This is a genomic window from Micromonospora sp. U56 (assembly GCF_018070095.1).
In the GTDB taxonomy this organism is placed as follows: Bacteria; Actinomycetota; Actinomycetes; order Mycobacteriales; family Micromonosporaceae; genus Micromonospora; species Micromonospora purpureochromogenes.
This window is the reverse complement of the sequence record NZ_JAGPYL010000033.1, coordinates 24422-36931: the sequence shown is the minus strand read 5'-3', so window position 1 is coordinate 36931 and position 12510 is coordinate 24422. Positions and strand designations below refer to the sequence as shown.

The window sequence follows — 12510 nt, the reverse complement described above, 5'->3', positions numbered from 1 at the left end:
ACTCTGAGCATACCTGCTGCATACTGACTGAGCGCCCCCGGATGGTCACGCCACGCGGTCGCATTCACTCGAGCAGGCTCCTGATGTCGCTTGCGGTGAGCTGCGCGGAGGCGAACTCGCCGCCGTCCAGGACGCTGCTGAAGAGCTCCGCCTTACGGGCCTGCAACGCCATCACCTTCTCCTCGATGGTGTCCCTGGCGACCAGCCGGTAGACCATGACGTTGCGGGTCTGGCCGATGCGGTGCGTCCGGTCGATTGCCTGGTTCTCGGCGGCCGGGTTCCACCACGGGTCCAACAGCAGGCAGTAGTCGGCCTCGGTGAGGTTGAGGCCGAAACCGCCCGCCTTGAGGCTGATCAGGAAGACCGGGTTGCCGCCGTTCTTGAACTCGTCGATCACCGCGGCCCGGTCGCGGGTGCTCCCATCCAGATAGCTGCACCCGATCCCGTCCGCCTCCAGCCGCTGCCGGGCCGCGTCGAGGAAGCGGGTGAACTGGCTGAACACCAGGCTGCGGTGCCCCTCCGCGACCAGGCTGGAGACACGTTCGGTGAGCACGTCCAGCTTGGTCGCCGGCACGTTCTGCTGCGCCGGGTCGACCAGCGCCACGTCGAGGCTCGCCTGCCGCAGCAGGGTCAACGACCGGAAGATCTCGAACCGGTTCTTCTCCAGGTCGCCCAGGAGACCGAGGACCTTCTGCCGCTCCCGCTGCAGGTACGCCTGATACACCCGGCGGTGCCGGCGGTCCAGCTCCACCTGGATGACCTGCTCCTGCTTGGCCGGCAGGTCCGTGGCCACGTCCGCCTTGCGACGGCGCAGCATCAGCGGCCGGATCCGGCGGCGCAGCTGGGCGAGCCGCTCCGCGTCCCGCTCCTTCTCGATCGGGTTGCGGTAGTACTCGGTGAACCGGTCGGCGCGGGGCAGCAACCCGGGTGCGGTGATCGAGCAGAGCGCCCAGAGCTCGCCGAGGTGGTTCTCCATCGGCGTGCCGGTGATCGCCAGCTTGAACGGGGCCGGCAGCAGCTTCGCGCAGCGGTGCGCCTGGGACTGCGAATTCTTGACGAACTGCGCCTCGTCGAGGATCAGCCCGGCCCAGTCGAGGGCGCGGTAGTCGTCGTACTCCAGCCGGAACAGCGTGTACGAGGTGACCACGATGTCCGCACCGGCCACCGCCTCGGCAAGGGGGGCGCCACGCCGTGCCGCGGTCTGGGTGACCGCCCGGACCTCCAGCTCCGGCGTGAAGCGGGCCGCCTCGCTCGACCAGTTGGCGACGACGCTGGCCGGGGCGACCACCAGGAACGGCGCCTCGGCGCGCGCGTGGCAGATCAGCGCCAGCGTCTGCAGGGTCTTGCCGAGCCCCATGTCGTCGGCGAGGACACCGCCGAGGCCGTGGTCGTGCAGGGTGGCAAGCCAGCGGAACCCGTCGCGCTGGTACGGGCGCAGCTGCGCCCGTACCCCGGACGGGACCTGCTGCTCGGCGGCGGGTTCCGCCTCGCTGAGCGCGCGTACGGACCGCTGCCAGGCCGCGGCCTGACCGGTGACCTCGCCCAGCTCGGCCAGCTCGTCCCAGAGCCCGGCCTGGAACCGGCCGACCCGCAGCACCCCGGGCGGGGCGTCCGCGAGCGCCCGCGACTCGGCGATCAGGTCCCGCAGCTGCTGGAACTCCGGTCGTTCGAGGGTGAAGTAGCTGCCGCTGGGCAGGATGAGGAACTGCTGCTCCTGGGCCAGCGCCGCGAAGAGCTCGACGAAGTCGACCTCCTCCCCACCGATGCTGACCCGCACCGACAGGTCGAACCAGTCGTGCTCGCCGGGTCCGTCGCCGTCCGCGAAGGTGATGGTCGGCGCGGCGTACGTCTCCTGGTAGTCGGGGAGCGCCCCGTCGGGCGGCACGACCAGCTCGACGCCGTCGAGCTCGGCCAGTCGCGGCATGACGTCGGCGACGAACCGGATCAGGGCGTCACCGGCGAGGCTCACCGAGGCGGCCAGCCGGAGCCCGGTCGGCGACGGCTCCAAAAGCTCGGGCACCGGCTTGGCGGCCAGCTCGACGACCCGCCGCAGCAGCTCCTCGCGGCGCTCATCCGCGACGGCGGCCACCCCGTCGCGCAGCGGCTCGGGATGGCGCCGGCCACCGACCTCCCGGTGCCACTCCCAGCCCACGCGGAGACGGTGATCGGGCTCGGGGCTCACCGTGGCGGTCAGGGTGACCGGCCCGGCCGCCGGAAGCTCGATGGCCGGATCGGCGGCGAGCACCTCCACCTGGCGGAGCAGCTCGGGGTAGAAGCGGTCGAAGAACCGCTGCTCCTCGGCGGCCGGGATCCGGATCGCCGGCCCGGCGAGCGCCCGCACCGTCTCCGGCGGTATCGCCCTGGCCAGCGGCACCAGCCAGAGTGCCGGTACGCCGGGGCGGGCGTCGGCCCCACCTGGCTCCTCCCAACCGGCGAGGCCGTGTGCCGGTTCGCCGACGAGGAGCACGCGCGACACGGGGATCGGCGCGCCGCCGGCCGACAGGGTCGGCGCCAGCAACAACTCCCCGTCGGCCCGGCCGACCTGCACCGAGAGGCGGGCCGGACGGCCCAGCACGACCGGCCCGGCGCGCTTGCCGGCCTGCACCAGCGGCAGCCCGGCCTCGTCCGCCTCAGCCAGCAGGTCCCAGATTCGTCGGCTGGCGAAGTCGTGCAGCGCGACCGCCGGCCGTTGGCCGCCGTAGTAGTGGCCACCGAGGTCGATGTCCGTGGTCGCCAGTCGAGCGATCTCGACGAGCAGTCGCCGGTGCCGCTCGACCAGTTTCGACCGGCCGAGATGGGCGTAGCTCAACGTCGACCAGCTGATCCCGGACCGCACCCAGCCGGTGCGGCCCGGCACCACCGGCCGCAGCTCGACCAGGAAGCCCGCCGCGTCGTCCGCGCCCTGGGCGACGACGTCGAACTGCAGGCCGAGGCCCGGCGGCTCGGACTGCACCACAGCAGGCGGCGGGGCGACGTCCCGGACCAGCGCCGAGACCGCCCGCTCCCAGCTCGCCGCCGGCCGCGCCCGGCGGCTTCTGCGGGGCGCGGCCGCGGTGAGCGTCGCGAGCACCAGCGCGGCGGGGTGAGCACAGCCGGCCTCCCCGCAGGTGCAGGAACCATCCATCGCCTCGACCATGCCGTCGGCGCCCAGCCGCACCGTCGCCGCCACCCGTCCGGCTCCGCTGCCGTCGAGCCGCCCGTGCCCCTGGCCGGTCTCCGGATCCCACTGCACGTCGACCAGTTCCCCGCGCTCGAGCAGCTGCCGTGCCCGTACGAAGGTCCGGGTGCCGACAAGCTCATATAGCGCGGCCTCGGCCGGACTCAACGCGAGCTTTGCCATGACTTGATTCGACCCCTTCGCTGAATCACCGTTCCCGCGCGCCAGCAACGGTAGCCGCCATTCGACAGGCGAGCGTCACCGCACCGCCCGCTCAACCCGTCGGCGACGCCGCCCGGCCCGACGACTCGATCCAGTCGTTGGCGAGCCACAGCGACTGGCTGGCCGGCGAAGTCAGCGGCAGCTGCACCCCGTCCAGCACCGCCGGCTCGGGTCGCCGCGCCGGCACCAGCAGCAGCCGGGCCGCCGGCCGGGGTCGGGTCGGGTCGGCCAGCTCCTGGAGCAGCCCGAGCTGCCCGTACCGGGCCAGCGGCGCCGCCTCGGTGATCAGCACCGGCCCGTCGGCGGCGGCGATCGCCGCACTGACCGCCGGGACCACCTGGTGCCGGACCAGGTCCACCAGGCTACGGAAGTCGGCGTCCAGCGGCGAGCCGTTGTCGGCCGCCAGGATCGCCTCCCAGGGGAAGCCCAGTGCGCGCAGCCGATCCAGCAGGATCGCCGTGACGTCCACCTCGGTCAGCGGCAGCCGGGCCAGCAGCGCCCGCCGGGCCGGGCCGAGCCGGCGCAGCGGCGCCAGCACTGCGAGGAAGGCCCGCCGCTCGATGGCCGAGGCGAGTTTGTCCCCCACCTCGTCGGCGGCGGTGAGCCCGAGCAGCGGGGCATGGGTGCTCGCCATTCGGGTACCGGTCACCGACGCCGCCGTGATCGCCGGCCCGTACACCCGGTCGTTCGAGTGCCAGGTCAGCGGCACCTCGGCCGCCGCGAGCAGGTCGTTCAGCGTGGGCCGGTTCGGCACCCGCTCGGCCTGCGGGAAGCGGCTGTGCACCCGGTCACGGATCTGGTCCTCGCTGAGCCGCTGGCCGATCAGGCTGCCCATCGACAACCGCAGTGCCCGCTCCGCCGGCATCCCCACCGGGTAGAGCTGCCCCTGCGCGTTGACGTCGACCCGGTCGCTGCTGCCGGCCGCCGCGAGCTGCAACAGCCGCAGGTCGGCCACGGCCGCCATCCCGGCCGGTACGGGCAGCCGGCGCAGCTCCTCGACGGCTCGTTGCCGGGTCGGCAGGGGGTCGGCGGCGGCCAGCTCGGCGGCCCGGCCGCCCAGCTCCACCACGTACCCGAGGAAGTCGGCGGCGGTGACGTCGGACGCCGGATCGTCCGGTTCCCGGCCGACCAGGACGGTGCCGGAGGTGCGGAACCGGTGGATGGCCACCCGGGCGTCCCCGCCGGTGCTCAGCTCGGCCTCGACGGCGGCGCGGACCAGCCCCACCGCCTGCGGCAGCCGCTTCGGCATGGTCGTGTAGGAGCCCCGGGCGGCGATCAGCGCCTGGGCCAGCTCCTCAGCGGACATCACCGCGCCGCGGGCGTCGAGCAGCGCCACGATCTCGTTGCGCACCGCCTCCAGCGCCGGCACTCCCAGCCACGTCCTGGCCTGTGCGTTGAGCAGCTTGGAGATCTGCGGCTGGCTGCGGCCGGTGGCCCGGGCTGCCTCACTCTGCGCCGGCCAGCACAGGAACGTGCCGTCGTCGGTGGGTGTCTGCCCGAGCAGCACGGCCAGCGTCCGATGGTTGCGGGAGGTCGGGGCGGGCAGCAGGGTCGCGCAGAGCGCTTCCACGCCCTGCGCCTGCGGCTGTTCCTCAGTGACCGGCTCGCTGCCGCCGGGCAGCACGGCGCGCAGCGCTCGCGCCTGGGCGAGGATCTCCTTGCGGGTGGCGTCCGGCACGCCCTTGGCCCGGGTCAGCGCCGACGGTTCGGCGTCCAGCAGCTCGCCGACGGTGTGCATGCCGAGCCGCTCCAGCGCCGAGCGCGCCCGGGCGGTCAGCTCGGTGACCTCGAGCGGCGACTCACGGGTCAGCCCCACCACCGGCGGCACCGGGCCGACCGGAGTCACGGCCGGCTGCGGGATCTGCTGGAAGATCGCCCGCCAGGCATCGGTCATCTCGTCGACCGTGTCGAACCGGGCCGCCGCGTCCCGGGCCAGCGCCCGGCCGAAGAACTCCACCAGCCGGTCGGCGACCGCAGGGTCGAACGCCGCCGGATCGAGGGTGACCTCGTCGCTGACGGCGGCCGGGTTCGCGTTGTCGCCCCACCGGGGCAGCACGCCCGTCGCCATCTCGTAGAGGACGATCGCCGCTGCGAACCGCTCGGCCGCCGCGTCGTAGCGCAGCCGGCGCGGCGGCCCGAGGAACGGATCGAGGTAGCCGACGGTGCCCGCGCCGAGCTGGTCCGCCGGCGCGGAGGAGAGCGAGAAGTCGAAGACGCACAGGTGCGGCTGCTTGTCCTTCGGCCTCGGCCGGGCCGCCAGGTTGGCCGGCTTCAGGTCACGGTGCCAGACACCCTGGCCGTCGAGGTAGTTGACGATGTCGAGCAGGTCCCGCCCGTACCGCTCCAGCAGGTCCAGCGCGAGCCGGCCGCCGCGCAACTCCTCGGCCAGGCTCCGCTGACCGGCGCTCTCCATCAGCAGGGCGGTCCGGCCGCCGACCCGCACCGGACCGTCGACCAGCGCGGCCACCTGGGGATGCTTCAACTGCGCGAGGGTACGCGCCTCCGCGGTCAGCCGTTCCTCGTGCTGCTCGTCGCGGGCCACCTTCAACACCAGCTCGCGGGACTCCCCGTCCCGGGTGACCAGCAGGGCGACGGCCGTGGCACCCGAGCCGAGCCGGTCCTTCACCTCCAGGCCACCGTCGAGCAGGTCACCCCGGTGAGCCGAGAGCGGATCGGCCACCGGTTCCGGCTCCGGAGCGGTCAGTTCGTCCCAGACCTTCTCCAGATCCTGGTGGAACCGAAAGACGCTGGGCAGCCGGTGCGCCGGGTCGCCACGGGTCGCGTCGTAGACCAGGGTGACCAGGGTGTGCGGCATGCCGTCGACCGCCGCGTCCACGTGCAGGCCGCTGTCCCGGACCGCGCTGACCAACTCCTCCGGCGTGGCGGCCGGCGCCGTCCCGGTGAAGATCCGGTATGCCAGCGCACCGAGGGAGAAGACGTCGAGCTGGTGACCGGGCAGGCGGGTGGCGTTCTCGGCCTCCGGCGCCTGGTAGCGGCGGACCTCGTCGTCGAAGAACAGCTCCAGGCTGGCCGGATCGCTCGACGGGCCGAGCCGGGTGAGCTGGGTGGTGCCCGCCAGTCGCCCGCCGGTCTGCCAGTCGGTCACCACCAGCGTCGGGCGCGGCCCGTCCGGGTCACCGACGTAGACCGCGCGTGGCGACAGCGCGCGGTGGGCCAGCCGGCGGGAGTGCGCGTAGTCGATGATCTCGGCGAGATCCTGCACCAGGTGCAGCCGCTGGGCCGGGGTCAGCGAGTCGCCCCGGCGCAGCAGCCACTGGTCGAGGCGTACCCAGTCCGGCTGGTGGTCGAAGATGACCGCCGGGCCCCAGGCGTGCTCGACCAGGTCGTGCGCCCGGGGCCACCCCCGGGTGGTGGATGCCCTGCAACAGGCGGAACTCCCGCTCCGCCGCCCTGCGGATCGCCGGCACCTCGTGCTCGGCGGCCCGGCTGGTCAGGTAGAACCGCACCCGCCGCACCAGCGAGGTGTCCAGCGCGTGCCCGGCGAGGAAATCCTGCCAGCCGAGCCCCTCGGCGAACGGCTTCGGGTGCAGCAGCAGTTGCCCGACCTTACGGTCCGCCACCGACGGCCGGATCTTGGCGCCGCGCACCAGGTCGACGATCTGCCGGCCGCGCGCCTCGTCCACCCGGTGCGCCGGGTTGCGGGGCGGAGTCCGCAGCAGCTCCTTCAGGCCGGGCAGCCCCGAATCGTGCCCCTCCAGCCCGTAGACGTGCTGGCCGCCGATGGCGTCCAGACTCGCCCGCATTGCGCGGGCATGCATGAACACCGCTGCGCCGACGTAGGGCGCCTGCCCCTCGCGGCCGTTCTGGCGGGCGTAGTACCGGATCAGGCTGGCCAGCCGCTTGGCCAGGATGTACGGGTTGTCCTCCGGGATGAGCCGGGAGTTGGGTGCCCGGCGCAGCCACTGGGTCCCGTCGCTACGGATCTCGCCCTGCCAGTGCTTCAGCTCCAGCACGTAGAGCCCGCTGGGGGTCAGCACCAGGGCGTCGACCTCGTTGATCGAGCCGTCGGCGCCGACGAACTCGACGTTCGCCCAGCCGTGGTACGGGTCGGCATCGGGCAGGTAGCTGGCCAGCTCGCGCAGGCCGTCCTGTTCCCAGGTGTAGGAGCTGGCGTTGATCTGCTCCCAGCGCGGCGAATCCTCACGCATGCGCCGACCCCTCCACCCTGGCCATCCCGTTCCGGCTCAGGTCTCGCACCCTACCGCTCACATGCCTGATCAGCGGAACGCCACTGATCCCCGCGCTCGCCGGACACGTTCCGCACTTGTCCGAACACTTTCCGCGTCAATAGACTCCGATCTACGCACTTTCCCGTCCCCTCCGGGAGGTCGCCTTGGGCACGTCGACCCGTTTGCTCGGCCCCAAGAAGGGCGGATGGACCGGCGCGAAAGGCCGGTTGACCAGGTGGACGCCCGACGCGGACAGCCGGCCCAACTCGCTGACCGAGGACGACCAGCGTGCCGCGGAGGAGGTAGCGGCGCAGTTCCGGATTGCACTGCGCGACGCGCTCCTTGAAGACCCGGAGCGATTCGGCCTCCGCGACGCGGCACAGGACGCCGGGAGGCGTCTCGTCGCCGCCCTTGACGACCTGCGCCGGCCCGACCCCCCGATGCTCCGACACCTTCAGAACTTGACCTCAACCACCCCTGCCGACCAATTCGTGCACCGTTTCGTCACCGAGGTCTGCGGCGACGGCCGACTCATCGTGGATGCCGCCGCCTGGCGTGCCGCGCGGCGCAGCGCCGAACGCCTGATCGCCCCCGGCGGCCCGCTCGCCGATCCAGCCCGTCCGCAACGGGTCACCGGCGAACTGTTCTGCACCCTCTACCGGTTGTTCTTCGGGGAGTTGGTCGGTGAATTCGTACACATCCTGATCGCGGAGAACATCAAGCTCGCCATGCCGGCGCTGGTTCTGCTCGACCCCACCGACACGGTCGCCGGCTTCGTCGCCGATCAGATCGTCAGAGTGTTGCCCGACCCATGTGCGGAAGCCACGGCACGCGAGCCCGAACGACCACGCCTCGCGGAGGTCGCCCGAAACCTGCTCGCGGACACCGTCACCGATGCGCTGGGCCTCGGGGACACCGGTCTGGAGTTGGTGGCATGAGCCCGGCTCGCTACGCCTACCACTACACGACCAACGGCCAGCCATCAGTCGAGCCTGGCCGAGACCCAATCGATCGGAGCCTCCTCGCGCAGGCAGACCAGCGGCTGCAACAGATCGCCGAGGTGAACCGGGACCACCCCATCTGGGCGCAGGACCTGCTGCAGGTCGCCCGGGCGATCTATCTGGCTGACAAACTGTCCCTTCGGTTCGATGCCGACGACAGCTGGACCCGGCAAATTGATTTGTCCGTACAGGTGACGGAGGTTGATGCTTGGACAGGCAGAGCGGGTGAGCTGCTGTCCCAGCTCACCGAGACCCTCACCGCCGACCGCTGGACGATCCACGTACACCCGGGGGGCGGTCGCATGGCCGCAACAGGGCCGCGTCCTGGCAGGCCCGCCGGTCGAGGAGGTGGCCCTCTTCTCCGGCGGACTGGACTCCTCCGCATACGCAGCCGAGCGGTCCCGGGTGTCGGGGGGCGACCTCCTGGCCGTCTCGTACTACGAGCCGCAGTGGGGGATGCAGCAGGAGCGCGTCCTCACCACCATCCGCAACTCTTCACGCAGGAACATCAGGCAGTTCAAGACGTCACAGCAGGTCCGGGCCCAGCAGCGGGAACTCGAACCGTCGGCGCGTACCCGAGGGTTGCTCTATGTGGCGACCGCCGTCTATCTCGCCGCCGCCCATGACGTCCCGCAGGTCGCGGTGCCGGAAAACGGCCAACTGGCACTCAACCCGGCGCTGACACCGGCCCGGGTCGCCGCCTGCTCCACCCGATCGGTGCACCCCTACACGCTGAGCCTGCTGAACGAGTTGATCCGCGCGCTGGGCGGCCCGGTCGCCGTCGTCAACCCGTACCTGCACCTGACGAAGGGCGAGGTGTGCCTGCGGGCGCTCGATGCTGGGATGCCAGCGGCGGCCTTGACCGGCCTCACCCTCAGTTGCGGCCACCCGCCAAGAGACCAACCCGAGCTGCACTGCGGCCACTGTTATCCGTGCCTGGTGCACCGCTCGGGTCTCCTCACCGCCCTGGACAGCGACGACACGCCGTACGCGAAGGATGTCTGGACCGTCTCGGACGACCTGGACGCCGCCGTCGACCGCAGGGCGCTGCACCGCTGGCTGCACCGGCCATTCGGCGTGCGAGACCTGATCACCGACATGCCGCTACCGCACGGTCTCGACCTGGCCCCACTGGTCAACGTGGTCCGGCGAGGGCGGGTGGAACTCACGAACCTGTTCGCTCGGCACGGCGAAGCGGTCAGACAGTGACCTTCTGCACTGGCATGGATTCACTCACCTGGGGTATCACCGACTCATGAGGGCGAGTTTCCGGCTTGGCCGGATCGCGGGGGTACCCGTCGGGGTCAACTGGAGCGTCCTGGTCATCTTCCTGCTGATCGCCTGGGCGCTGTCGGCCAACCAGTTCCCCGAGGCGTACCCGGGCCGCTCCACGGCCGCGTACGTGCTGGCCGGGCTGGCCGCCGCGGTCGTCTTCTTCCTCGGCCTGCTCGCCCACGAGATCTCCCACGCGGTCGTCGCCAAGCGCAACGGCCTGCACGTCGAGGGGATCACGCTGTGGCTCTTCGGCGGCGTGGCGGAGCTGCGCGGCGAGGCGAAGAACCCGGGCGCGGAGCTGCGCATCGCCGGGGTGGGGCCGCTGGTGAGCCTGCTGCTCGGGCTCTTCTTCGGCGCCATCGCCGCGGTGCTCGCGCTGGCCGGGCAGCGCGGCCTGCTGCTCGGCTCGCTGGCCTGGCTGGCCGGCATCAACGTGCTGCTGGCGATCTTCAACGTGCTGCCGGCCGCGCCGCTGGACGGCGGCCGGCTGCTGCGCGCCGCGGTGTGGAAGGCCACCGGCGACCGGACGAAGGCCTCCGTGGTGGCCGCCCGGGCCGGCTGGGTCCTCGGCGCGCTGCTGATCGGTCTGGGGCTGGTGCAGTTCCTGACCGGCTTCGGCGTGGGCGGGCTCTGGCTGGCGCTGATCGGCTGGTTCTTGATCGGCGCGGCCGGCATGGAGGAACGCCAGGCCCGGATGGGCAGCGCCCTGCACGGCGTACGGGTCGGCGACGTGATGACTCCGCAGCCGCAGACCGCGTCGGCGGAGATGACGGTGGCCGACTTCGTCGACCACTACCTGTTCGCGTACCGGCACACCGCGCTGCCGCTGACCGAGGAGGGCCGGCCGGTCGGCCTGGTCACCCTCGACCGGGTACGCGGCATCCCGGCCGACCGCCGCAGCACCACCACCCTGGCCGAGGTCTCCTGTCGGGCCGAGGACCTGGTGCTCGCCCGGCCGGAGGAGCAGCTCAACGACCTGCTCCCCCGGCTCAGCGAGTGCGCCGACGGGCGGGCGCTGGTGGTCACCGACCAGCGGCTGGTCGGCATCGTCTCGCCCAGCGACATCAGCCGGGCGGTGCAGCGCGGCAGCCTGCGCGACCAGTTGGCCGGCAGCCGGCACTAGGCCGCCGGTTCCCCGCCGCGGGTCGGGCGGGTCGGGGTGGCCCCGTACACCCGCAGGACGCTCGCCCGCAGCGCGGCCTCGGCGTCGGCGGCGGACATCCGGCCGGCGGCGACCTCGTTCCCGGCGGTGTGCCCGAGGGCGACGGTGGCCGCGATCAGCCAGGCCGGCGTGACGCCCGGGTCGAACTCTCCGGCGCGCTGCCCTCGCCTGATCAGCCGTTCCAGCCGTTCGAACACCGGCACGTGCAGTTCCGCCGCGTCGGCCTCGGGGACGGTGCTCAGCAGCGGAAAATGCGCGAAGGTCCGCCAGTTGACGTCGAGCAGCCGCAGCAGCGCCTCGGCGGCCGGGCCCTGGTCGAGCTGGGCGGCGTCCAGCGCCGCCACGGCCTGCGCGGTGAGCCGGCGGGCCACGGCGCCGAGCAGCGCGTCGCGGGACGGGAAATGGGCGTAGACGGTCTGCCGGGAGACCCCGGCCCCGCTCGCCACCTCGTCCATGCTGGCCTGCGGCCGTTCGCCGAGGATGCGCACCGCCGCGTTGAGGATCGCGGCGACGCTGCGCCGCCCCTCGGCACGCATCCGTCGCGAGCGCGCACCGGAATCAACCTCTGACACGCTTGTCAACGCTACAGGCACCCCTTAGCCTTTACGGCATCGTCAAGGCTAAGGGGGCGACATGACAGCGCTGCCCGGCAACGACCTCGCCGGTTACCTACGGACCTATGTCGAGGAGATGGCCTTCGGCCAGGAAGATCCCGGCATCGTCCTGGACCGGTACCACACCCCGGATGTCGCCTGGCTCAACGACGGTCTGCACCTCGACCGGCAACGGCTGATCGACCACGCGCGACCGGCCCGTCGCACGGTGACCGAGTGCCACCTCGACATCCACGACACGCTGATCTGCGGTGACCGGGTCGCGGCCCGTTACACCCTGCACGCCGTCGCGCGCGGCCGCCCGGTGGTGAGCGACATCCACCTCTTCGGCCGACTCGCGCCCGACGGCCGGCTGCGCCGCGTCGACCAGCTCACCCGGACCCTCCCGGCAGGGCGGACGTCGTGACCGACCGCCCGCGGCTGGTTCCCGCCGTACGCACGCTCGCGCTGCTCTTCACCGGCCTGCTCGCCGGGGCGTTCGGCTACGGCGCGGTCAACGTCGCGCAGACCTTCAAGGCCGTACCGCTGGACGTCCGGCTCACCTTCCACACCGCGCTGATGACGATGAACGGCCCGGTCATGCAGACCACCATGGGCCTGGCGCTGCTCAGCTCGCTGGCACTGGCCGTGCTGCTGCGCGGCGCCGCCCGGCGACTGGCCGCCGTCGCGTCCGCGCTGGTGGCGACCTCGTTCCTGGTCACCCGGTTCGGCAACGTGCCGATCAACGGCCGGATCAAGGTGTGGGCGGTCACCTCGGCCCCGCCCGACCACGCGGCGATCCTGCGCCGCTGGGAGCTGTTCAACGACGTCCGGACCGTCGCCGCCCTGGTGGCGTTCCTGCTGCTGCTCACCCTGGTCACCCCGTGGGTGCGGCCGTCGCGGTGAGACG

9 protein-coding genes and 1 pseudogene are annotated in these 12510 nt (G+C 72.4%); 5 read left to right on the top strand and 5 right to left on the bottom strand.

What is annotated here, in order from left to right; translation table 11 throughout:
- Positions 1-64: 64 nt before the first annotated feature.
- The 3 genes and pseudogenes from KBX37_RS35450 to KBX37_RS34450 form a co-directional block, all read right to left on the bottom strand.
- A complete protein-coding gene (locus tag KBX37_RS35450; RefSeq protein ID WP_210776348.1) occupies positions 65-3340 on the bottom strand; it encodes a DEAD/DEAH box helicase in 3276 nt (1091 codons plus the stop codon).
- A 91-nt stretch (positions 3341-3431) separates the two neighbouring features.
- Positions 3432-6692 carry a BREX system serine/threonine kinase PglW gene (gene pglW, locus KBX37_RS14125; RefSeq protein ID WP_307849069.1) on the bottom strand — a complete coding sequence of 1087 codons (3261 nt, stop codon included), beginning with the start codon at positions 6690-6692 and terminating at the stop codon, positions 3432-3434.
- A gap of 538 nt (positions 6693-7230) precedes the next feature.
- Positions 7231-7548 (bottom strand): annotated as a pseudogene (locus tag KBX37_RS34450) (NERD domain-containing protein); the annotation flags it as partial.
- Positions 7549-7733: 185 nt separating this feature from the next.
- On the opposite strand from KBX37_RS34450, the gene KBX37_RS14120 reads away from it, so the two are divergent.
- Positions 7734-8507 (top strand): hypothetical protein, encoded by a 774-nt coding sequence (locus KBX37_RS14120; protein ID WP_210776347.1) that lies wholly within the window; start codon positions 7734-7736, stop codon positions 8505-8507.
- 44 nt (positions 8508-8551) lie between these two features.
- On the opposite strand, the gene KBX37_RS14115 is transcribed toward KBX37_RS14120, so the two are convergent.
- Positions 8552-8851: a hypothetical protein gene (locus KBX37_RS14115; protein ID WP_210776346.1), complete on the bottom strand. Its 300-nt coding sequence runs from the start codon at positions 8849-8851 to the stop codon at positions 8552-8554.
- 67 nt (positions 8852-8918) lie between these two features.
- On the opposite strand from KBX37_RS14115, the gene KBX37_RS14110 reads away from it, so the two are divergent.
- Both KBX37_RS14110 and KBX37_RS14105 read left to right on the top strand, forming a co-directional pair.
- A complete protein-coding gene (locus KBX37_RS14110; RefSeq protein WP_210776345.1) occupies positions 8919-9779 on the top strand; it encodes a hypothetical protein in 861 nt (286 codons plus the stop codon).
- A gap of 46 nt (positions 9780-9825) precedes the next feature.
- Positions 9826-10968, top strand: coding sequence for a site-2 protease family protein (locus KBX37_RS14105; RefSeq protein WP_210776344.1), 1143 nt, complete (start codon positions 9826-9828; stop codon positions 10966-10968).
- Here the strand turns inward: KBX37_RS14105 and KBX37_RS14100 are convergent.
- Positions 10965-11579: a TetR family transcriptional regulator gene (locus KBX37_RS14100; protein ID WP_307849066.1), complete on the bottom strand. Its 615-nt coding sequence runs from the start codon at positions 11577-11579 to the stop codon at positions 10965-10967. The two genes, KBX37_RS14105 and KBX37_RS14100, sit on opposite strands and share 4 nt — an antisense overlap.
- A gap of 61 nt (positions 11580-11640) precedes the next feature.
- Between KBX37_RS14100 and KBX37_RS14095 the strand changes: the two genes are divergently transcribed.
- Positions 11641-12027, top strand: coding sequence for a nuclear transport factor 2 family protein (locus KBX37_RS14095; protein WP_210776343.1), 387 nt, complete (start codon positions 11641-11643; stop codon positions 12025-12027).
- Entirely contained in the window at positions 12024-12506 is a 483-nt protein-coding gene (locus tag KBX37_RS14090; protein ID WP_307849065.1) for an anthrone oxygenase family protein, read from the top strand. The genes KBX37_RS14095 and KBX37_RS14090 overlap by 4 nt, the downstream gene beginning before the upstream one ends.
- The last annotated feature ends 4 nt before the right edge of the window (positions 12507-12510 follow it).